The sequence below is a fragment of the Butyricicoccus sp. Marseille-Q5471 genome, assembly GCF_951230135.1.
Taxonomy (GTDB): Bacteria; Bacillota; Clostridia; order Oscillospirales; family Butyricicoccaceae; genus Agathobaculum.
Map to the genome: position 1 here is coordinate 1 of NZ_CATNVC010000006.1, position 19,832 is coordinate 19,832.

General features: G+C 53.2%; 23 protein-coding genes, 2 tRNA genes and 2 pseudogenes. 1 reads left to right on the forward strand and 26 read right to left on the reverse strand.

Annotated elements, in window-relative coordinates; all coding sequences use genetic code 11:
- Positions 1-122 precede the first annotated feature (122 nt).
- From QOX26_RS08190 to QOX26_RS08265, 16 genes and pseudogenes are all read right to left on the reverse strand, one after another.
- Positions 123-368, reverse strand: a pseudogene (locus tag QOX26_RS08190) (DUF3852 domain-containing protein); the annotation flags it as partial.
- A gap of 90 nt (positions 369-458) precedes the next feature.
- Positions 459-2,149, reverse strand: a pseudogene (locus QOX26_RS08195) (hypothetical protein).
- Positions 2,150-2,221: 72 nt separating this feature from the next.
- The gene (locus QOX26_RS08200; protein ID WP_283674491.1) at positions 2,222-2,767 is read right to left on the reverse strand and encodes a DUF6550 family protein; all 546 of its coding nucleotides are present in this window, start codon (positions 2,765-2,767) and stop codon (positions 2,222-2,224) included.
- A gap of 103 nt (positions 2,768-2,870) precedes the next feature.
- A complete protein-coding gene (locus QOX26_RS08205; protein WP_283674645.1) occupies positions 2,871-3,443 on the reverse strand; it encodes a hypothetical protein in 573 nt (190 codons plus the stop codon).
- Positions 3,434-3,841: a DUF4320 family protein gene (locus tag QOX26_RS08210; RefSeq protein ID WP_283674492.1), complete on the reverse strand. Its 408-nt coding sequence runs from the start codon at positions 3,839-3,841 to the stop codon at positions 3,434-3,436. Before QOX26_RS08210 ends, QOX26_RS08205 begins: the two co-directional genes overlap by 10 nt.
- Before the next feature lie 13 nt (positions 3,842-3,854).
- A complete protein-coding gene (locus QOX26_RS08215) occupies positions 3,855-4,727 on the reverse strand; it encodes a secretion protein F (RefSeq protein ID WP_283674493.1) in 873 nt (290 codons plus the stop codon).
- 3 nt (positions 4,728-4,730) lie between these two features.
- The gene (locus QOX26_RS08220; protein ID WP_283674494.1) at positions 4,731-5,978 is read right to left on the reverse strand and encodes a hypothetical protein; all 1,248 of its coding nucleotides are present in this window, start codon (positions 5,976-5,978) and stop codon (positions 4,731-4,733) included.
- Complete coding sequence (locus QOX26_RS08225) at positions 5,975-7,555, reverse strand: S-layer homology domain-containing protein (protein ID WP_283674495.1); 1,581 nt, start codon at positions 7,553-7,555, stop codon at positions 5,975-5,977. The genes QOX26_RS08220 and QOX26_RS08225 overlap by 4 nt, the downstream gene beginning before the upstream one ends.
- A gap of 11 nt (positions 7,556-7,566) precedes the next feature.
- Entirely contained in the window at positions 7,567-7,980 is a 414-nt protein-coding gene (locus QOX26_RS08230) for a SpoVG family protein (protein ID WP_283674496.1), read from the reverse strand.
- A gap of 15 nt (positions 7,981-7,995) precedes the next feature.
- Positions 7,996-8,559: a YodL domain-containing protein gene (locus QOX26_RS08235; RefSeq protein WP_283674646.1), complete on the reverse strand. Its 564-nt coding sequence runs from the start codon at positions 8,557-8,559 to the stop codon at positions 7,996-7,998.
- A 16-nt stretch (positions 8,560-8,575) separates the two neighbouring features.
- Entirely contained in the window at positions 8,576-9,316 is a 741-nt protein-coding gene (locus tag QOX26_RS08240) for a DUF3849 domain-containing protein (protein WP_283674497.1), read from the reverse strand.
- The gene (locus tag QOX26_RS08245; protein WP_283674498.1) at positions 9,306-9,908 is read right to left on the reverse strand and encodes a hypothetical protein; all 603 of its coding nucleotides are present in this window, start codon (positions 9,906-9,908) and stop codon (positions 9,306-9,308) included. The genes QOX26_RS08240 and QOX26_RS08245 overlap by 11 nt, the downstream gene beginning before the upstream one ends.
- Before the next feature lie 25 nt (positions 9,909-9,933).
- Entirely contained in the window at positions 9,934-10,782 is an 849-nt protein-coding gene (locus QOX26_RS08250) for a DNA adenine methylase (RefSeq protein ID WP_283674499.1), read from the reverse strand.
- A gap of 181 nt (positions 10,783-10,963) precedes the next feature.
- The gene (locus tag QOX26_RS08255) at positions 10,964-11,230 is read right to left on the reverse strand and encodes a hypothetical protein (RefSeq protein WP_283674500.1); all 267 of its coding nucleotides are present in this window, start codon (positions 11,228-11,230) and stop codon (positions 10,964-10,966) included.
- A gap of 78 nt (positions 11,231-11,308) precedes the next feature.
- Positions 11,309-12,490, reverse strand: coding sequence for an antirestriction protein ArdA (locus QOX26_RS08260; protein WP_283674501.1), 1,182 nt, complete (start codon positions 12,488-12,490; stop codon positions 11,309-11,311).
- 63 nt (positions 12,491-12,553) lie between these two features.
- Positions 12,554-13,063 carry an SLOG family protein gene (locus QOX26_RS08265; RefSeq protein ID WP_283674502.1) on the reverse strand — a complete coding sequence of 170 codons (510 nt, stop codon included), beginning with the start codon at positions 13,061-13,063 and terminating at the stop codon, positions 12,554-12,556.
- Between the two features lie 137 nt (positions 13,064-13,200).
- Here QOX26_RS08265 and QOX26_RS08270 point away from each other — a divergent pair, with 137 nt between their 5' ends.
- A complete protein-coding gene (locus QOX26_RS08270) occupies positions 13,201-13,515 on the forward strand; it encodes a helix-turn-helix domain-containing protein (RefSeq protein ID WP_283674503.1) in 315 nt (104 codons plus the stop codon).
- Between the two features lie 36 nt (positions 13,516-13,551).
- Here the strand turns inward: QOX26_RS08270 and QOX26_RS08275 are convergent, their stop codons facing one another.
- The 10 genes from QOX26_RS08275 to QOX26_RS08320 all read right to left on the reverse strand — a co-directional run bounded on the left by QOX26_RS08275 (position 13,552) and on the right by QOX26_RS08320 (position 19,811).
- Positions 13,552-13,815 (reverse strand): DUF4314 domain-containing protein, encoded by a 264-nt coding sequence (locus tag QOX26_RS08275; RefSeq protein WP_283674504.1) that lies wholly within the window; start codon positions 13,813-13,815, stop codon positions 13,552-13,554.
- A gap of 1 nt (position 13,816) precedes the next feature.
- Complete coding sequence (locus tag QOX26_RS08280) at positions 13,817-13,972, reverse strand: hypothetical protein (RefSeq protein WP_283674505.1); 156 nt, start codon at positions 13,970-13,972, stop codon at positions 13,817-13,819.
- A 765-nt stretch (positions 13,973-14,737) separates the two neighbouring features.
- Positions 14,738-14,823, reverse strand: a tRNA-Leu gene (locus QOX26_RS08285).
- A gap of 25 nt (positions 14,824-14,848) precedes the next feature.
- A tRNA-Leu gene (locus QOX26_RS08290) sits at positions 14,849-14,933 on the reverse strand.
- A 158-nt stretch (positions 14,934-15,091) separates the two neighbouring features.
- Positions 15,092-15,646: a DUF2284 domain-containing protein gene (locus QOX26_RS08295; RefSeq protein ID WP_283674506.1), complete on the reverse strand. Its 555-nt coding sequence runs from the start codon at positions 15,644-15,646 to the stop codon at positions 15,092-15,094.
- A gap of 277 nt (positions 15,647-15,923) precedes the next feature.
- Positions 15,924-16,367, reverse strand: a complete 444-nt coding sequence (locus QOX26_RS08300; RefSeq protein ID WP_283674507.1) for a cupin domain-containing protein — start codon at positions 16,365-16,367, stop codon at positions 15,924-15,926.
- A gap of 15 nt (positions 16,368-16,382) precedes the next feature.
- Positions 16,383-17,567 (reverse strand): ethanolamine utilization protein EutH, encoded by a 1,185-nt coding sequence (locus QOX26_RS08305; protein WP_283674508.1) that lies wholly within the window; start codon positions 17,565-17,567, stop codon positions 16,383-16,385.
- 44 nt (positions 17,568-17,611) lie between these two features.
- Positions 17,612-18,151, reverse strand: coding sequence for a BMC domain-containing protein (locus QOX26_RS08310; protein WP_283674509.1), 540 nt, complete (start codon positions 18,149-18,151; stop codon positions 17,612-17,614).
- Between the two features lie 3 nt (positions 18,152-18,154).
- Positions 18,155-19,513 carry a 4Fe-4S dicluster domain-containing protein gene (locus QOX26_RS08315; protein ID WP_283674510.1) on the reverse strand — a complete coding sequence of 453 codons (1,359 nt, stop codon included), beginning with the start codon at positions 19,511-19,513 and terminating at the stop codon, positions 18,155-18,157.
- Between the two features lie 16 nt (positions 19,514-19,529).
- A complete protein-coding gene (locus tag QOX26_RS08320; RefSeq protein WP_283674511.1) occupies positions 19,530-19,811 on the reverse strand; it encodes a EutN/CcmL family microcompartment protein in 282 nt (93 codons plus the stop codon).
- Between the last annotated feature and the right edge of the window lie 21 nt (positions 19,812-19,832).

Below are 19,832 nucleotides of genomic sequence, written 5' to 3' on the forward strand. Positions count from 1 at the left end.
GTATCAAGGCAGGCATTTCAGGGCGTTACCCCCTCATTCCACCTGTCGGAATATCAGTTCTCCTAAACTGAACATTTACACGTTCATTATTTAGTGCCTAACCTTTTCAGTTAGGAACGTGTCGCACTCCACTCGAATTGACCGTGTTTTCTATAGTCGAAGTACGCCATCCCCAATTTGGCGAAGAAAAACACTGCCAAAATGAGGTCGATTGCGGGGAATACCACCTTATTAACTACTGTCTTGATCTGCCCGGAGGCATCGTTCCAAGTGCCCTCGATGGCGCCTGCCACATCTCCGCCAGCGGCAAAAGCCGTAGTGGAAAACAGCATGGTGACCATGAGGACGAGGAGTAATACCAGAGCAATTCTCTTATGCTTTGTCACAAAAGACCGCCTTTCTGAGATGAACAAGGTCGCAGGGTTTTGTGCCCCTGCGACCTTGCTTTTTCTGTTATTTTACTTTGGATTTTTTGCGGACACATGCCAGTCGTCCCAAAGTGAGCCACGGATGGTAAGACTGTCGGTGAGATTGGCGGAAAGCATTCCCTCCGGCGTCCATCCGTCAATCAGCCATGTGTTCACGGTGTAGCTGCCGTCCGGCATCCAAATTGGCGTGAAATGGGTGCGGTTTTTATAGGTGGAATAATTGTTTTTCTGAAATTCAAACCGTCCCGAGCCCATGTGCTCCAGCAGCCGCCAATAGGTTTCGTAGCGGAACTCAGGGAAATAGCTCACCGCATTCTGCGGCTGAGTGACGGCGGTGCTTTGGCTAGAGCTGACACTGCCGTTTACCGTCTGATTGACGCCGTATCCCGACTTCATGGTGCGCCCGCTGGCAGTGGGATTCTTGTCATCGCACTTGATGCTCATGGAGGAGAAAAGGCTTGCGCTGTAACGGTTTAGGTCGAATTCATACCAGCCATGGTCGCACCAGTATCCTGAGTCCTCGCCGGTGCTGTGCCATACCCAATACTCCTGCCACCACGGTCGCCACACGCTCCAGCTTGCCGAGCTTTTCACTGTTCTGGATGGAACAGCGGCTGCTTGGAAGCTATCGTTTCGGTCATCGGCAACCGGGTTGGGCGGCGGGTTTTTACCAAGGTCAACGCTCTTACAGTTGATGGTGGTCTTGGCGGTGTTGCCGGGGCCTGAGACGGTGACATGAATAGTCATGGTCTGCTCGGTGGCAGGGGTTTTCCATTTAATCCACGCAAGCTGGCTATCGCTGCTGGGATAGTAGATATTGCCCACGTTGTAGCTGGTGCCGCCGACATTGAAGCTGACACGGGTGGGGTTGTCGGGATCGGACTGTCCGCCGCTGACCCGCACCGCCGTGATGACCTCGGTGTTGACACGGTACTCATAATCAAATGCATCAATCTGCGGCTGCTCCGGCTGTTCGGTGAAGCGGACGATACCGAGCCCAAGGCTGGACTTGATGTCCACGTTGGCGGCGGCGCCGGTCTTACTGCCGCCCCACGCGGGATAGCCGAGGTCGCCCACCTCTAAGAACATAGAGAGTGGAAGGTTTTTGTGGGTCAGCGACTGCATCCTTATGCGGAGCAGACCGTTGGTCGCCTCGTCATACAAAGCAGCTTCTGTGGCTGTGGTGGCAAACATATTGCCTTCAAATTTATAGAACGCCAACGGTTCCAGCAAAATCTTATACTGACCGCCAATCAGTACATCGTAGTTCATGCCGGTGATTTCGGCAATGCGCTTGATTACATACTCGGAGCAGAAATACTTTTTAATCGCGGCGATGTTGTTGCTGCCGTTGGTGCTGATAATTTGGGGGATGGTTTCCGCAGGCTTGATGGAAACATAAGCACCTTTGATGGGGTAAGCATAACACCATTACTGTACTGTAACTTGCTAATTTTTCCAAAATTGTATATGGTGGCTGCCGGTACTTTATTTGTGAAATCAATGGGGGTGATAACCTGTGCGTGATCGTTTGACCGCACTACAGTTACACGCACACCCTCGTTTCCCGGAGTCCATGAGCTGGTACTGGTGCCATCACCCATGCCGCCGCCCCCGCCATCAATATTTCCACTGCCGCCAGTGCTGGCAAAAGCGGTCATGGGGCATAAAAGGCAACCGACCATCAGCAAGCAAAATATGCTTTTCGATAAATTTTTCATTGCATCCTCCTTCGGGCAAAATAAAAGCACGGTGTTTTTCAACCGTGCTTTACGCTCTATCTACCGGGGAGATCAATCCATCGTCCCGACCTGCTTGTTGATGTCGCCATCGCCATCAACCTCAACTACTTGGTTGGCTCCGCCGTCCGGCACATTATCAAAGCCCGGGATGCTGTTGCCCCCACTAGGCTTGCTCGGTGCGGGAGTAACCACCGGCGTTTCCACCTTGTCGTGATCCTGTACCTTGTCCTTTTCGGTGACAGGCTCACCGTTAGGCTTTTGGTCGGGATTTTTCAGTTGTTCCTCGGTGTATTTGGGCTTTGTCACATCGCCCTGAATGGTCTGCTCGGTGCCGGTATCCACGGCTCCGTTATCGGAGCTGGCAGGAGGTGTGGTATCGGGCGTCCGGATGACCACTTCTTTTTCTTTCTCTGCGTTATCCGGTGCGTTCGGGTCTACCGTCACATCGGGCACCGTGGAGCTTTGCGAGGGCAGCGGAGCATCCGTGGGCTTTTCAGTCTTGAATTGATCGGTGATTGCAACCACCAGCACCGCACTGAGGGCCAGCCCGCCTGCGATGAGCAGCCACCTTTTTGTTTTTTCGTTCATATTTTTCATAGGGGTGTCCTCCTGTAAAAAGTTGATAGGTTTTGTTAAGCCACGCCCTACCATGTTACAGTTCAAAAGTCTATCTATATTATAGAAAACTTTTTGAAAGCTGTCAAAATCGTGGGGTGTATCCGGCACTGGTCTTAACCTTAATGCACATGGGCGGCAGCAGCTTGCCGCCAAAGGATACTGGCACCTCCAGCATAATGGTGCTGTCCGCTTCAAATCGGCCAGAACTTTGGTCGCCGGTCGCAAAGGGTGCGTTGCGGATGTCCACATTCAGGCCCCATACACGAAACTCCAGCTTACCCTCCGAGGTGTGCTTTTCATGGTAGCCGCCACCGGGGCTCCCGGCGCCGCTGTAGGAAAGACCGAGGATGCCATCCAGCCTGTCATAGATATCGCTGTAGTCGAGGCTCTCCTCAAAATCCTCGGCAATGGGCTGGTACGCTCCCGAATATCCCTCACGGACACCGTGATACACATCATCGTAGTTGTCGTTGACTACGGCAATCACCGCAGTCTGCACCGCATCGCGCACACCCTGCGCCACAATCACGAGTCGAAAATATTCGGAGATGCCGCAGAAAATGATGACCAGCGACAGGGTGATGGCGATGATGAACGGAAAGGACGAAGCCCTGTTATCTGTTAAAATGCGTTTGATTTTTCTCGTCACTTCCAGTACACCTCACTTTTTCCCACTGCATCTGAACGCAGGGTGATGGGAAACGAGCCGAAGCCGGAGAACAGCCCGATATTCGCCCCATAGGTGACCGTCACCATGACTTCCTCGTTTAGCTGGATTTTGCCGGTCTTTGACCATGAAACGGTCGGCTGCAATCCGGTCTTTTCACGGAGCGCCTGCTCACGGCGGCTGGTTTCGCTGCCCACTCTGCCTGCTATTTCTGCTTCCCGAATCAACTCCACAGCAAAGGTGTCCACCTGCTGTTTTTGGATGTAGACGGGAAACACCCGCACCGCCAGCGCAATCACCAGCATGGCGCACAGCACCAGAATACAGACATCAATATATCCCTCGGCGCGGCGGCTTTTAAGAATGAATTTTGTTTTTATAAGCATAGCGCCGTCCTCCTTAAAACATCCCGCCGAGGGAATGGATGATCTCATAGATGATAATTGCCATGTAGGTCATGAGAAAGCACATCAGCATGGCGAAGGAAAATACGCGGATTTTCGGCGGTATCTTCATGGCCTGTGCCTTGAGCCGCTGAAGCTCTAACTGCTTCATATCGTGGGAGAGCATCTGAAAATACACCGCGCTGTCATCTCCGCGCAGTACGCCAATCAGCCCTCGGGTAATGTCGGAGAGCATGGGCGAATTGAACCTTGCCTCGAAGCGTGTCAGCGCCGCTTCGTAGCTGGAGGAGCGCATATCCGCCGTTAAAACATCCAGCTCGGCGGCAAAGTCCTCGCCTGCGTTTTTCTTGAAGTTCTCCAGCATAGACAGCACATCTCGACTGGCCTTCAGCTCCTGGGTGATGGTGGCTACAAAGCGGGGCAGCTCGGCTTCAATTTTCCCTCGCTTGTTCGCCAGCGCCTCGTCTGCCTTGCGGATTTCCTTGAAATAGACAAGCACGGCAAGAAACAGCACAATGGGAGCAAGCAGCGGCAGTACCATAAGACACGGAATAGCCGCCAGCGCAATGGCAGCGGATTTGGCGATTGCCTTTGCCATGAACAGCTCCGGCGTTTCGGACAGCCCAGCGGCGGATAGCACATTTGCCATGCGGCTTTTCTTGTATTCGTCCATGGGGATGTAGGCTGACAGCCTGACCGCTGCCGTGTGCAGCAGCGCTTCTGTGGTTTTGGGCTTCGCCTTGGCCTGCTTTCCCGCCGACAGCATTGCCTTTTGGGTGGCAAGGGTCGGCAGCTTGAGCAGGTCGGCGGCAATGAAAAAGAGTCCCAAGCCGAGGAGGACTCCGAACAAAAACAGATAAATTGTCATCGGTTACCTCCTGTATTCGATGGGCTGGGTCAGCTTAATCACAAATGCCGTGGACACAAAAATTACCGCCGCACAGATGGCGAGGATGAGTTGCCCCATGGCTGTATGCATCAGCGTGTGGTACTCGGTGATGGTTGCGCCCTCAATACCGTTTTCCAAAATGACCGAGTCGGGGCCGGTCAGTGTCATGCCGCCGCTGCCGTTGGAGTCGGCAACAAAGAACACGATAGCCGCCCAGGGGGATTCTGCGCCGGTGGAATCCACCGCCTTGACGCGCACCACGTTTTTCCCAAGGGGATAGGTCTGGGTTTCAGCATCCCTGCCCTCCCATACCAGGGTGATGGCATCGCCGTCCGGGTCAGAGCTGGCGGCGGTAATGGTCACCGGCGTTCCCGGCGCTACGCTGTTGCCACCTGGGGTTCTGGTGATGACCGGGGCTGTGGGTGTGGAATTGGCAATGGTAAAAGTCTTTTCCTCCCAAGCCGAATAGAGCTCTGTACTGTCCTTGGCGCGGACGCGGATGGTGTGAGTGCCTGGGGCGTAGTAGTGATCCGCCGCTTGGTTCTCCCACTCCAGCGTGGTGGCATCTCCGTCCGCATCGCTTGCGGCGGTGGTGATGTGGACGAGAAATTTGCCGTCCTTCACGGTTCGGGTGGGGCTTGCCGTCAGTGTGATAGTGGGTGCGGAGCTTACGATGGTAAAGCTCTTTTCTGTCCATGCGGAATACGCTCCGGCAGTGTCCTTGGCACGGACGCGGATGGTGTGGGCGCCTACGGCATAGTAGCCGTCGGCGGTGGTACCCTCATATTCCAAGGTTACGGCATCCCCATCGGGATCGGCGGCAGAGGCGGTGATGTTCACGAGGAGCTTGCCATCCTTTGCGGTTCTGGTGGGAGCTGCCGTCATCGTGGGTGCGTTGGGCGCGGTGTTGGTGACCGTGATGCTCTCCGCATGGGTGGTGCTTCTGCTTGCTCTGTCGGTGATGGCGGCGGTCAGTGTGAAGCTGCCGGTATCATAAATGGCAATCCTGCCGCCGTCACTCCCCAGCGTGCCTTGATAGGCTGCCGCCGCACCATCCTTTTGCAGTGTCCATGCCACGGGATAGCCGCCCAGATTCTGCACATTCTTTGCGGCAACGGCAAACTCTGCACCGAAGTGAACCGTCTGCGGCATGGTGAACGCGTACTGCACCACCGGCAGAATAGTCACCGCTTCGCTGTGGGCATAGCTGCGCTTCAGATAATCAGTCATGGTGGCGGTGAGAACATAGTTCCCGTGGCTTTTGAAGGTGATTTTGCCGCCCTGGGCGTTGAGGCTGCCGCTGAAGGCTTTATCTGGCGAAATACTCTCGCCGTCCTTGGACACCGTCCACTCCACGGGCAGAACACCATTGTTGCCGTGGGTGCGCAGGTCAATGGAGGTATCGGTGTACCGATTTCCACAGGCTCACCGTTTTTGGTGAGGCTGTATGCCACCTCCAGCCCATCTGCCTCTTTTGTTTCTGTTTTGATGGTAACGGTCTTGTCCGTATGAGAAACGGCAGGCAGTGTCAGCTTGACCTCAGCCACAGGGTAAACGGAGATGCTGTCCTCCGCGGTGATAGTCTTGCCCAGCGCATCGGGGATGGAGGCGGTGAGCGTGTAGCTGCCTTTTTCCTTGAACATCACCGTGCCGCCCTCTGCGGTCAGCTCACCGTTCAAGGCATCCGCAAGAGTGATTTCCTTGCCGTCATGCACCAGAGACCACGTCACAGCATTGCTGCCAAGGTTCTCGCTATTCAGCTCCACGGCAACAGCGGTGTCGGTGTGAGCGACCTCGGGCAGCGTAAATGCCGCTGTCACCACGGGATAAATGCTGACCGTCTGCTCCTGTGTCACCGCCACGACACGGCTGTTTTTTGCTGTGGCGGTGAGGGTGATGCTGCCGGTCTGCGTAAAGCGCACCTTGCCGCCGCTTGCAGTTAAATCCCCCTTGATGACTTCAATCAGCTCCACCGGCAGTCCGTTTTTCAATGCTGTCCATACAACCTCGCTGACATAACGGCTGGTAGGTTTAATTTCAATTTCATCGGAGGTATAGGCGGTTTCGGGCAGCGTAAAAGAAAATTGCGGCGCCGGGACATAGGATGAGCCGCCACCACCGCCGGAGGGCTTATCCTCCGGCTTTTGCGGTTCTTCCTTTTTGATCTGCTCCTTGGCCTTTGCCGCATCCACCAGCATCTCAAAGGCTTCGCCACGGGTGGCATCACTATCGGGGCGAACCGTACCGTCCGGGTATCCGCTGATGATGTGGTAATGCTTTCCGGTGCAGATGTAGGCTTTTTGCCCCTCCGTGAGCTGGCTCTCATCTAAAAAGCCGATGTCACAGGGACAGGCACTGTCATGCTCAGCCTTTCCGATGGCACGCACCAGCATACGGATCATCTCCATACGGGTGATGGGCCGGTCGGGCAAAAACTTGCCTTCAAAATCGCCCTTTTGGATGATCCCCGCAATGATGAGAGCTTCCACGTTCTTCTCGGACCAATGCCCCGCAAGGTCGGTGAAGCGGATGGCAACCTCTTTTTCGTCAGGCTCGGGCAGCTCCAGCGTCCTTGCCACTAAGGTGGCAAATTCCGCGCGGGTGATGATTTCATTGGGGTGCGAGAGGCCATCGGGATAGCCCGCAAGGACGCCCTTTTCCGCGAGGATGTTGATGGCATCCTCCGCCCAATGCCCCTTGGCGTCCTCGAAGTACAAGTGGGCTGCATAGGCGCTTCCCGCAAAGAGCGAAAGCACCACGCAGACAACCAGCAAAACGCTGATTGATTGTTTCATTTTCGTGTTCATGAGCAAACCTCCTACATTCCGGCCATCTGCTGGCCCTGCTCCTGCCGGGGCGCTTCCTGCGCCTGCGTTTTAGTCTGGCTTTGCGCCATGGTCTGTTCATAGGCGGAAAGCACCGCCTTGTCAAACGCAGCCTTCGCCTCTGTCGTGCAGGGGAAACAGATGTCCTTGTATTCGCCGTTTCGACCCTTGTACTGGGGGAGCGAGACAAAGGTGCCATTTGAGCCCTCCAAGATACGGATGTTGGTCACGGCGAAAAAGCCGTTGATGTTCACCGATGCGTTGGCTTTGAGTGCGCCATCCGTTTTCACAGGATAAATGCGCACATCAAACTGCATGGGGTTTTCCTTTTGCTCCGGCTGGGGTTGAATCTGGGGAGTTTGTTCCTGTGTTTTACTGGGAGTAGCTGCGGTTTTCGCTTTTGTCATCAAAAAATCCTCCTTCTAAAATTGGGACATGGACATTCCCATGTCCTGGGATTGGCCTTGCGGCTCAAATTCGATTTGCTTGAAACCGAAGCGGTCGCAGTAGCGATACTCGCTGACGGTGCCGTCATACAGCTCCACCACATCGGACATGGACAGTGAGTGGCCGTTGTAGCCGGGTGGGTGGTTCACATTGCAGCGCTCAAAGATGGCCTCCAAATCATTGGTGCCAAGCTGTCCGTCGTAGGCAATGCGGTAATGCTCGGGCGTAGGCGCACCAAAACCTTTGGTCATCTCATCAAGGCTGATGAATTTCATGTACACATCAGTTTCGGGCCCCAGCTGCCAGATGCGCACATTTTTAAGCGGCGCAGTGGTTTCCAACGCTCCATGCTGCTCTCCGGCCATGAGCCGCTCCATCACACCGTCCGTCCATTTGGGGGTAAGGCTGTGACCGGCAAGCCAGCCGGTCAGCTCCTCGGTTTGAAAGATGCGATCCACCACGGCGGCATCCTTTTCGGTGTATCCGGCGGGATTTCCATAATAGGAAATGAGGCCGTTTTTCAGGGTGATGCCTTGCATTGTTTTCACCTACCTTTTACTGCATGGTCATGCCTTCCATAGCAGGGGCTTCCGATTCCTTTTGTCCTTGAAGCTGCTCCAGCTTTTCTCTTGCCCAATCAGGAAGCTGGCTGTCGGCAGGCACGCCTACAAAATCCTCACGATTCCAACGGGCTCTCTCCCCGTCAAAGAGACAGGTGGCAAACACCGCCCGCCCTCTGGAATTTGCGTGAGAGCCGAAGCCGCCGGTGCAGAACCAAAGCTGATCCTGCGGTGTCAGATGACTTTCATTGAGGGTGTCTGCGGACAGTACGATGACCCTGCCCTCAAAATCCTGCGCCCCGGTATCGGGCAGACAGTGGGTGTGGTCAAACACGCCCAGCGATTGATATGCTCTGCGGAACTGATTGACAAAGCCGTCCAGCACGGCGGGGTGGCTGTCCACGGTGAACGCCACGCTATGCTCTCTGTCGCTTGGGATATAGGTGCGTTTCGCCCAATCGTGGTTGCCGTGGGAGAAGCGCCCGTCATATTCCTTTTGCTGGAGGCTGTTAGCAAGGACATAGGCGGTGCGGTGGTAGCCGAACTGTGTGATGATGCTCTTAGCACAGTCAGAGGAGAGATGCATACCGTCAAAACCGATGCGGATGGCTTTCTCGATGGCGCTCTTGCAGGCCACATTTTCCTTATGGCTCTCTTTCCATCGGTCAAGCTCATTTAAGTGCTTGGCTTCAGTAAAGGAATAGGGATACACGCTGAGAAAATCCTTATTTTCCATAGACGATTTCCTCCCGCATGATCAGCTCATCCAGCTCGGCAAGGCAGACGCCGGATTTTGCGAGAATCGCCACAATGGCGGGCGGCACGTCGGTGATATCCTGCTGCACATCGGCCGCCACCACCACGATTTCTCCCTCGTCATCGGAAAACGCCTCCAGCTTGGCGCCCTTGGGGATACCGGCTTCCTCCAAGAGATAATCGGGAACATGGACTTCTCCGCTGCCGTCCAGCAAGCCTTGGCACAGCTCACAGTGCATGACGCCCTCGGCAGGGCTGTCCTTGCAGCCATTCAGAAAGGCACAGGCTTCACTGCACTCGCTTTCCTCGCAGTCCTCGCCGCCATGCTCCTGCCCGCAGTTGTCACAGAAGCCGCAAGCCTGCGCCAGCACCACGGTGAGGTCGGACGCGAGATTACTGAGGGTGTCGATGACCGCAGTCAGCTCCAGCACCGTCATCTGCCCCTCGTGGATCACGCAAACGCTGTCGCTGACGGCAACATCCAGTTCCTCGGCAGCGCCAAGGGAGCTGCCCTCCAGCAGCTTGCCGAGGATGTCCTTTTCCTGCATTTCTTTGTTCTGGTTTTTCTTCATAATCGGTTACCTCCAAAATTTTGATTTAATCTTCTTCACCCGGCATAAGACCGGCCAGCCCCGCGTCAAACAAATTCATCTGCGCCGGTGCGCTGCGGCTGCGCTCCTGCATATCGTAGTTGGCAATGAGAATTTCGGGGAACTGCGCGCCGTTGTCGTACCGCTGCTTGATGTTATTGATGCGGGTGTAGGCGTCGATCTGAATGCCCGGTGTGTCGTAGAGATTTCGGATAAAGTCGCAGTCGTTGTAGGAGAGCAGGAACTTGCCCTGGGCTTTCATCAAGGCATCCCGCAGGCAGATGTGGTCTTTTTCGGTAAAGCCGTCCTCGCCCACATTTTTGTAATAGCTCTCGGTTTCAAAGTACGGCGGATCGCAATAGAAAAAACTCACCGGGCGGTCGTACTGCCCAATGAGCTTCTCAAAATCCTTATTCTCCACCACCACCTTGGCAAGCCTGCGGTGCGCCTGCTCAATGAGGGGAAAGTTGCCGCGGATGTCATGGGGCTGGCTGCCGTAGCTGGTCAGCCCCGAGGCGTAGCTGTATCGGATGAGCTGGTAAAACCACGCCGCCTTTTGTACATCGGATGCGGGGCTGTCACGGGCGAGGGCGTTTTTGACATAGTCAAAATCCTCTCTGGCGTTGAGGCAGTACCGCAGAGCGTTCATCAGCTCGGTGGGCTTTTCCCGCACGCAGCGGTAAAGGTTGACCAGCAGGCCGTTGAAGTCGTTATACACCTCAAAATCGTTGCCGGGATTCTTATGAAACAGCACCCAGCCGCCCCCGCCAAACACCTCAATGTACCGCTCGTAGTAGAGGGGAAACAGATTGACGATCAAATCCCGCAGAGACTTTTTGCCGCCGATCCAAGACATAAAGCTGTTTATACGCCATCACCTCCCAGTGGAAGTCGACGACGTTCCATATTTGTTTTTCCCAAGGTGGGACACCTCCTTCCGGCCGCTCCCGAAAGGAGAGCAACAGCCATATTCCTTTGGGGAAACGGCCTGTTGCTGATGGCAGACATGAAGAAAGCACCAACATAAAAAGTCGGTGCTAAATCACGCCCAATGCTTTGAGGAGCTTTACTGCGTCCAATGCTCCTGCTTTGTAGGCTGCTTTGAGCTGTGTTCCGCCAATATCGTTGTCACGTTCGATATAGGCAGTCACAGCTTCTCGGATTCCTTGGTCAGAAATCCGCTCCAGCAGCGAGTCCAAGGCATCCCGCTGCGTCGTAAGCTGTGCCAGAAACTCCGGGCTTCCCCGAAGCTCTCTCATTGCGTTTTTCACGCGCTCGTCTATGAGCTGTTCCAATGCTTCCATGTTCTTCACCCCCTTCAAGCACAACACAATGCCACACCTTTTGCGGGAAAGCTATACCAAAGCGCAACAAAGATTGGGCTATTTCATTTCCATGCTCATTACATGGCGTTCCCGGGTTAAGCATTGCTCCACGGTCTGCCCGTCCAGTGAGCACAGCGCTCCGTAATCGGTCAAGGCAATCCCTTTTTCGGCTATCAGCTTTTCGCCGTACCGCTGCAAATTGGCGCAGGAAAACAGCTCATTCTGCTGCTCAATGCAGTATTTAGATAGCATATATTTGGCATACTCGGTGGGTGTAGCAGCCTCTCGGATGACCGAAAAATTTTGAACGTGCTCCGATAATTCCAATGCCTCTGGGATTGTGATGTCCTTTGGGGCAGCATCCAGCATTGCCTTGTAGGTGCAGGCTTGCTCCTTTGTGAAGCCTGTGATCACATGAGCCAGCTCGTTTAGCTGGTCAAAATCCTCCAAAAAGCCCAAGGCTTCGGAGAGCTGGGGGATGGTGCTCTCATATTTGTAAAAGCAGCAGCCCTCAATGCTGTCAGCGCCGATTTTGGATAATGCAGATTTCAGTGATTCCTCGGTATACGGCAGCTTTATCATCACGCAGTTTTGATCGTTTGGCCCATCATCCTGCGGTAGCATGGCAATCTCCAGCAAAAACACATAGTCGGGCTTTTGCGGGTAAAGCAGATTTTCACTGCTATACCGGCGGCTCATCTCGCGGCTATGCACCACATAGCCGCTGGGGGTGAACACGCCGTCCTCGGCTTCTCGCAGCTCTTTGCCGATTTTGCTGTAATCCAGCCAAGGGAAGCTTTTTTCGGACAGGACTTCCAGCTCCGGTACAAAGTCGTTCTCCGCATAAAATCTGCCGAGGGATTCATCGTTGTGGGCTTCGTAGGCAATCTGGCAATCGGCGGTGCTGTGGGTCATATTGATGAGCCGCTCCACCGCAATAGGCGCATACTCGGTTTTGATGGAATCCATCATCACCATGCCCTCAAAGCAGTCAAGCTCCCATTGGCTCATGGCGGCAAGCCGTCCGGCGAGAATGTTCAGCTCATACAAATTGGCACTGTCGGGGATAAACTGCGGGAGGTAGCTTTCCTTGCTGCCGGTGACCTCAACGCTATAAATGTCACGCTCATTGGTAATTGTGGCTTTCTCCAAGGCATCCAGCAGTTCGTGATCGGCAGCAGGGAGGGGCACCTTTACAGCATTTTGAGCAGCCTGTTTTAGGAGATATACTTCTAACATTCTTACTCCTTCCATGGCAAAAGGCATTACCGCTTTTTATGGCGGCAATGCCCTTTGCTTCCTTTATAATAGATTGATAATTTCAAGGTTTTGTCTTTCCGCCATGCGGACGGTCTGCGCCGTTCCGCTGACGGCCTGTCCGTTCCAGTAGCAGATGACTCTGTTGCTGCGGTCGACCATGTACTGATTGCGCTGGGCGTAGCACTGACTGCTGTAATGCGTGTTCAGGGTGATGACCTCATTGCATTGGGGCATGATTTCATAGTAGCGCTCATGGTCGGAAACGGAGAACCGCACCGCCTGTTCTTCAAAGGGGATGACGGCAATCAGCCGAATGTACCGTGGATTTTTTAGGTCAATGAGAACCTTCTTTTTCAGCACTTCCTCCGCTGCCATGAGGTCGAAGCCATAGGCGCCGCCGAATAAAAAGGTGTCGTAGCCGTCTTGCAGCGCCCTTTCAATTTCCAATGCCAGCCTTTTCCGCAGCAGCTCCAGCCCTTCGCCTCCGGGGAGCTTTTCACTTCTATGCCCGGTAAAGCACACGGTTTTTTCTCTGATGATTTTCTCGTTCACGCTGCATCCTCCAGTCATTATATTTATGCGTTATATGGATATACTCCATGCACAGTATAAATATCATGACAGTTACAGTCAAGCAATAGGGATATAATTTATATTGATATTATCCATACTCGAAAGGGGGATTACTTGTGGAACGACTCAAACAACTTAGGGAAGCAAAAGGGCTGACACAGCTTCGCCTTGCCATGGAGCTGAATGTATCGCAGGAGACCATCAGCGGCTATGAAATCGGCAAGGCTGTGCCGCCTGCGGAGATGCTTATAAAGCTGGCGGATACGCTGGACAGCTCCGTGGACTATATTCTCGGAAGAACCGATATTAAATCCACGCTGCGCGCTTCGGAGCTAAACGAGCAGGAGGCAGAGATGCTTTCGATTCTTCGCAAGCAACCGGCAGACAAGCGCACATTTGTATTTGATATGATCAAAGGGCTTGAAAAGTAAGGAACGGCAGGATGATTTTCATCTTGCCGTTTTTCTCTATCCCATAGTCATGGTCATACCTTGTTCTTCTTCGGGCGGCAGCACGGAAAAGCTATCCTCGCCCACAACGACGCCTAAGCTCCGTCCATTTTCAAATTTGCAGTGTAGTGTACCAATGTCATCCACCGCCTGCACCACACCCTCCGTGCCGGGTGGAATCGGCGCATAGGGGTCATCCATGGAATCAAGGCGAATGCGGGTTCCTGCCGGATATCGTGCCTTGATACGAGCTACCTGTTCTCTTGTAGGAAATCCTCTCATGTCACATACCTCCAAGCTGCATTTTATAGCTTTGCTCTGAAATTCCCATCTCAGCAGCAGTTTTCAAGCTCTGGTCCTTGGCGCCCCAAAGGCTCACATAGACCTCTTTGCCGTTTCTGAAATTTTCTCCGTAGTTGCATTGAATCATGGTACACATGATTTTTTCCTCCTGCTTATTTTCTCCATATCGGTTTTCAGACAATCTCCCTCGCAGCTATAGCACAGAAAACCGTGGGAAGCGTATGGGCAATCCCCGCAGCTTTTAAATGGGCCATGAGGACGTTGAACGGGTTCCGGCTTTTCGGTATAGCTTGTATCCATGTCATAGTAGCAAGCCGGTGTGCGATTTCGCTTATAGCGTACAGTCATTTAGAATCCCTTCCGCAAACAAAAAAAGAGCGGTCAAATCGAGGATATTCCTCAAATTCGACCGCTCTCTGTATTCACACTTTTACTTTTATTTTGGAGATTATAAAAGGGCGCTACGCATTTCTGAATTTAATAATTCCAAAAGCTCTTACTTATTGTGCTGTTGATTTCCGCACCTCCAACTCTCTTAGAAAATTAGAATAGGCACTGGTTTCTTTAGCAGAAATCAGTGCCTTGATTTTTTTATATAAAAGTAGGCCCTCTTTCCCAATCCCTCGAAATCCACATTAACACTGGCTTTGGGAAAGTAGAAAAAGGGCGCTACCTGTATTTCACACTATCATTTTCTTAGATTTTGGGATATATCTCGCTTGCTTAACTCTTCGTTAAAGACCATTCGTGTTAGTTCAAATACCAAGAAGACCGAAAATCACTGAAATGACATCCCCAAAATTGAGCTCCATTTTGACGGGCTTTTTAGGGGCGAAAACCCCCGGGAAAGCCTGATGTCCTGCGGTTTTCACCGCAGGACATCTTTTTCAGGCAGTAATTATGGTGCGGATGGGGGGACTTGAACCCCCACGTCCTTGCGAACACTAGCACCTGAAGCTAGCGCGTCTGCCATTCCGCCACATCCGCATATCTGTTAACTTTGTTGAGGAAATGGTGCGAGTGACGGGACTTGAACCCGTACGTCGATTGACACACGCCCCTCAAACGTGCCTGTCTACCAGTTCCAGCACACTCGCATTTCATTTTCATCGAGTCGCCTCATCGTCAGCGACAATTAGTATTATATCTAAAACCCGTCCTATTGTCAACAATTTTCTCGCATTTTTTCAAAGTTTTTTCGCAGCGTTTTATACCTATAGCAGAGCCACCACATACATCAAAAAATGCACCCGTTTCAGGGCGCCAACAACGCAGACATTGCCAGTTCATAGTCTGGCAATCCCCTGCTACTCCATAGCAATGGCATTCCTAGTTCCCGTTCAGCGACTGCGCTCAAATCAATTCGAAACGCAGCAAACGAGTACCGCCGCCTACCCGGCTGCTTACAGGCATGACCATCTAGCCGTGCACAATGTCGGCATTGTTCACAGCGCCCGGCTGCAATCACTTTTGTACCTACCATACGATGCTCCATCTGCAGATACAGTTCATGCAGTGTTTTTTTCATCTCACCATAGCTTTGCTGCCGAATCGTTTCGGTCATCGGCCGTGTGCATGCCTTCTTTCGATTTTCATCCCCATAAATCAGCTTGACACCAATCAGATAAATCTCACGATATCCGCGAAAAAAATCCTCTGTTTGCGGCGTGCCGGGCGGACATGACCAAATGCGTCCGTAAAATGGGCAAGCTTTGCAGCTATCCGCAAACTGTTCCGGCTTGTAATATTGGTTGAGAAATGCGGCGACCTCCATCCGCTTCACCCGCACTTCCGTTTGATAACGTTCCATGACTCCCCTTCCTGCCAAAGTCCGCACCGCGGCATCATTGCCGCGGCGCGCTGACTTTCGGCCAGATTACACCGGCACAAGCCTGCACCGGCTATGCCTGATAACTCGCACAAGAAGCGAAGACTTATCTCAGTCTCTTCTGCGCATGCATACAGAGCACCTCCGCTGCGGCGTGAGTGCTACACTTCTTGACGGCAACAGCCGAAGCAAAGCGGTGGTTGCGCTTCCGCTTCCGCGCCGTACGGCCCTTGCGCACGGCGCGAAAACAGAATGCACATTAATCAATCAATTCCTGCCAGTTTGCCGGATAGACAAAATAGGCATAGCGCGTAAACCCGGGAGACTGGAAATGAATATGGCTGTTCTTTGGGATGTAAATCATGTCGCCCGGGCCACCACTGATGACACGGCCGTCAATCTCAATCTCCAATGTGCCTTCCAACACCAGGTCATATTCATCATAAGTAAGTGTCCACTCAAAGCTGGTATGGTCAATCTCCATGACACCTGCGCCCATGCGCGGTGCTTCCTGCAAATCGACAACATCTTTGAGCGCGACACCCGGCTGGCCGCCAAATGGTTCGCACTTGACGGTGTCTGTCTTGATACCGATAATGCCGCTGGGGTCAACATGCTTTTCAAAATCAGGCGCAGGCTTCCCAACGGATTCTGCCAACACCTTTTCTACGATTTCTCGGATCAGGGATTCACTGATGTTCATAGACCCAACCCTTTCTTATTTATTGCTATTCTCAATCTTGCTCAGTAGCTTGGGTGCCAGAATATTGGCCAGAATCAACGCGGTGATACCGGCTACCAGCTTACCAACGATAACAGGGAAAATCATTTCCTGATTCACACCCGCGGTAAAGCCAAGGTGATCGCCGAATACGAATGCGGCAGATACTGCAAACGCAACGTTAAGCAGCTTGCCCTTCGGGTTCATATCACCCAGAATATTGAACATTGCAATGTTGTTTGCAAGGTTCGCAACCAGACCGGCAGAAGCGTTCTCATCAATACCCATCGCGCCGCCGACCTTCTTGAGCGCGCCGCCAAAGGTCTTGGTAATCCATTTAACCATCGGGAATGCACCGATCAATACAATTGCAATCTGACCGCAGACAAGCAGGCCGTCTTCCAACGGACATCCGCCTGCGCCGTCGTCGACCATCAAGTTCAGCAGCGGGAAATGGATGCCCGTCTGATACTCAAATACTGCGATTGCGGTGAAAATCGTAATTAGAATGGTAATCGCATTGCCAAAGTGGTTAAAGCCGTTAATCATCTTGCTCGGCACAAACCACAGACCGATAACAATCAGTGCTGCGATAATGATAACCGGTACCAGGTTAATCAGGATGCGGCCGATGCTCATCTTATACGGTGTCATATTCATGACAAGACCGCCAACGATACAGCCAATCGGGATGGTAATCATACCGGCCAACACGCCTGCGCCCAGATACGGACGATCTTCCTTCTTGATGATAGACAGTGCCACCGGGATGGTGAACACGATGGTGGGGCCCATCATGGTGCCAAGAATCAACCCTGCGAAGTTACCGATAGATTCGTCAGCCGCCAGCTGCATAGCCAACGGATAACCGCCCATGTCACACGCCAACAGCGTAGTTGCGAACATTGAAGCATCCGCGCCGATTGCGGTATAAATCGGGGTGATGATTGGCCCTAAGAGTTTTGCCAGAACAGGCGCTGCCGCCACGACACCGGCCATTGCGATTGCCAGAGGGCCCATTGCATTAAAGCCTTCATCAAACTGTTCGCCATATCCACGCTTGTTGCCAAAAATCTTATCAACCGCGCCGACAATCATAAAGATCATCATAATCATCATGATAATAGAGTTGATGGAAATACCGGATACCCAAGCTTGCAAGCTTTCTGTAAATACGCTCATGTACTGTCCTCCTTCTTATTTCCCTAAAACCTCAATTGCTTCTGTCAGAGCAAGGCGTCGAACAGTTGCTTGGACGGACGCGGAATCACCGTCGTCTCGACTAGCATCTCTGCTTCCCGTTCAGCTGCCTGCACCGCTGCACGCACCGCGCCCACGTCACCGGTCAGGGTAACAAACCCCTTGCCACCGATTGCAAAGCCTGTGCGCACCTCAATCAGAGTGATGTTGGCGGCCTTGGCCGCAATATCAGCCGCCGTAATCGCCGCCGCGACGGAATAAAACTCCAGAACTCCGACCGCACCTCTGATATCGACCTGATTGGTCATGCCAATTGCCGGAATAAGCTGTGGATGAATGTTGGGGATGAGCAATGTATCCACCACATACTCTGCCCCCCGTTTTTTCCCCGCCGTCATAGATGCTTTCACATCACCCGTATCACCGGCTACGATAATCATGTACTTACCCGGGCACACAGTGGATGTGCGAAGCAGCTCCACCTGCGCGGCTTTGACCATATCATCACAGGTCTCAATGCCGCGGGCAATGCTGGACAGTTCAATCATGCCAATTGCGTTTCCCACTGTTTATGCCTCCTTATGGCGAACGATTGTTGCGCCCGCCGCGCTGATTTCTGTAATGACACCGCTGACGCTGGCATGGATGTTGGCAGATAGTCCGCCTTCAGCCGCCGCCGCGAGCAGTTCGCCTTTTTCGACGTTCTCCCCTGCATGTTTGACAGCAACGGCAGGTTTGCCGATATGCTGACTGAACGGCACAAATACGCTGTCCGGCGCAAGGTCGATGCAGGTATGCGCATGCAGTCCGTTATAGTCGGCAAGGCCCAGTCGGGCAATCAGACGCGCCGTGGGGATTCGATGCATCTCAATCCGTTTTTTTGCCTGCGGTTCGGCATTCTTGGGAACATCAATACCGCGCTCGCGCAGCTTTACCTTTATGTACTCGTTAACCTTGCACGGCGACAGCCCCATCGGACATGCAAACATTTCACATACGCCGCAGCTGCAGCAATTTGCCGCATCGCCGAACGCATGCAGAAATTCGTCCTTATCCTCAATAAAGGGTTCGCGGTACAAGTTGCGCATGACCAGATGCGGATGCATCTGGTGACCAATCAGATAGCGCGGGCACAAATCGGTACACATCCTGCACTGAATACACGCAGAACGCGCCTGAACTCGAATTCGCTCAATCGGACGCTGTGCACGCTGAATCAAATAATGGTCTTTCGACAGTACGATGATGTTTCCTGTCGTCTTTGTAACGACCGCCTTGGAAATCGCTTCCGGGTCAGCCACCACCTTGCCCATCATCGGCCCGCCGATGATGATGGCGTACTCCTTAAGATTAGGTGCAGCCGCCTCGATACACGCTGTAATGGCTGTACCAATCGGCACACGCAGCATAATCGGCTCCCGCACTTCACCAACGACTGACAGATACTTCTCGGTCACCGGTTCTCCGCGTGTCAACATGGCTTCGATGTTGAGCAATGTGCCAACATTATCGACCACCGCGCCAACGTTCAGCGGAAGTCCACGTTCCGGTACGCTTCTGCCGGTCACTAGCTGCACGAGCGTCTGCTCATCGCCTGCCGGATAGAAGGTATCCATCTCCACAAGCGTGACCGGAACGCCGGTCTTATCAATCACCGCGCGAAGCGCTGCAATCTCCGCCGTATACTTGCGTTTGAGTGCAATGACGGTATGCTCCGCTTCCAGATGCGCGGATATCGCCATCGCCGCCGCGACTACACGGTCGGCAAACGTGCGGCAAAGGTATTTGTCTGTTTCGATCAGCGGCTCACATTCTGCCGCATTCACGATAAACCATTCAGCCTTGGCATTGAGCTTAACATGCGTCGGAAAGCCCGCGCCGCCTGCGCCGACAATGCCGGCCGCCTTGACCGCTTCAATCAAATTCACTTATGTTTCACCACCCTCAGAGAAGATCGGCTGCGATCTCCTGATCGTCCACGATGCCGACTACTGTCGCGTCAACAGGGATTCCCATATCGCCTGCCGCACCGCGCGCCGAGCTTCCGCTGACGACCAGCACGGTTTCTCCGACGCCCGCACCGATAATATCACATGCGACAATCGGCGTTTTGTCCTTGGTGCCATCGATAATATTGATTGGCTGTACGATTAAGAGTTTGAGGCCTGCCAGTTTCTCTTCTTTTCGTGTCGCCCAAATATTACCGATCACTTTTGCAACTCTCATATGTTTGACCCCCTGTCAGTC

Excerpts from the sequence above, each read along its gene's own strand:
- QOX26_RS08275 (WP_283674504.1), bottom strand. The coding sequence starts at position 13,815 with ATGAGAGGATTTCCTACAAGAGAACAGGTAGCTCGTATCAAGGCACGA.
- QOX26_RS08210 (WP_283674492.1), bottom strand. The coding sequence starts at position 3,841 with ATGCTTATAAAAACAAAATTCATTCTTAAAAGCCGCCGCGCCGAGGGA.
- QOX26_RS08255 (WP_283674500.1), bottom strand. The coding sequence starts at position 11,230 with ATGGAAGCATTGGAACAGCTCATAGACGAGCGCGTGAAAAACGCAATG.
- QOX26_RS08240 (WP_283674497.1), bottom strand. The coding sequence starts at position 9,316 with ATGGAAAATAAGGATTTTCTCAGCGTGTATCCCTATTCCTTTACTGAA.
- QOX26_RS08320 (WP_283674511.1), bottom strand. The coding sequence starts at position 19,811 with ATGAGAGTTGCAAAAGTGATCGGTAATATTTGGGCGACACGAAAAGAA.
- QOX26_RS08300 (WP_283674507.1), bottom strand. The coding sequence starts at position 16,367 with ATGAACATCAGTGAATCCCTGATCCGAGAAATCGTAGAAAAGGTGTTG.
- QOX26_RS08220 (WP_283674494.1), bottom strand. The coding sequence starts at position 5,978 with ATGACTGATTATCTGAAGCGCAGCTATGCCCACAGCGAAGCGGTGACT.
- QOX26_RS08305 (WP_283674508.1), bottom strand. The coding sequence starts at position 17,567 with ATGAGCGTATTTACAGAAAGCTTGCAAGCTTGGGTATCCGGTATTTCC.
- QOX26_RS08215 (WP_283674493.1), bottom strand. The coding sequence starts at position 4,727 with ATGACAATTTATCTGTTTTTGTTCGGAGTCCTCCTCGGCTTGGGACTC.
- QOX26_RS08245 (WP_283674498.1), bottom strand. The coding sequence starts at position 9,908 with ATGAAGAAAAACCAGAACAAAGAAATGCAGGAAAAGGACATCCTCGGC.
- QOX26_RS08225 (WP_283674495.1), bottom strand. The coding sequence starts at position 7,555 with ATGAACACGAAAATGAAACAATCAATCAGCGTTTTGCTGGTTGTCTGC.
- QOX26_RS08200 (WP_283674491.1), bottom strand. The coding sequence starts at position 2,767 with ATGAAAAATATGAACGAAAAAACAAAAAGGTGGCTGCTCATCGCAGGC.
- QOX26_RS08230 (WP_283674496.1), bottom strand. The coding sequence starts at position 7,980 with ATGACAAAAGCGAAAACCGCAGCTACTCCCAGTAAAACACAGGAACAA.
- QOX26_RS08260 (WP_283674501.1), bottom strand. The coding sequence starts at position 12,490 with ATGTTAGAAGTATATCTCCTAAAACAGGCTGCTCAAAATGCTGTAAAG.
- QOX26_RS08295 (WP_283674506.1), bottom strand. The coding sequence starts at position 15,646 with ATGGAACGTTATCAAACGGAAGTGCGGGTGAAGCGGATGGAGGTCGCC.
- QOX26_RS08235 (WP_283674646.1), bottom strand. The coding sequence starts at position 8,559 with ATGCAAGGCATCACCCTGAAAAACGGCCTCATTTCCTATTATGGAAAT.
- QOX26_RS08280 (WP_283674505.1), bottom strand. The coding sequence starts at position 13,972 with ATGTGTACCATGATTCAATGCAACTACGGAGAAAATTTCAGAAACGGC.
- QOX26_RS08250 (WP_283674499.1), bottom strand. The coding sequence starts at position 10,782 with ATGTCTTGGATCGGCGGCAAAAAGTCTCTGCGGGATTTGATCGTCAAT.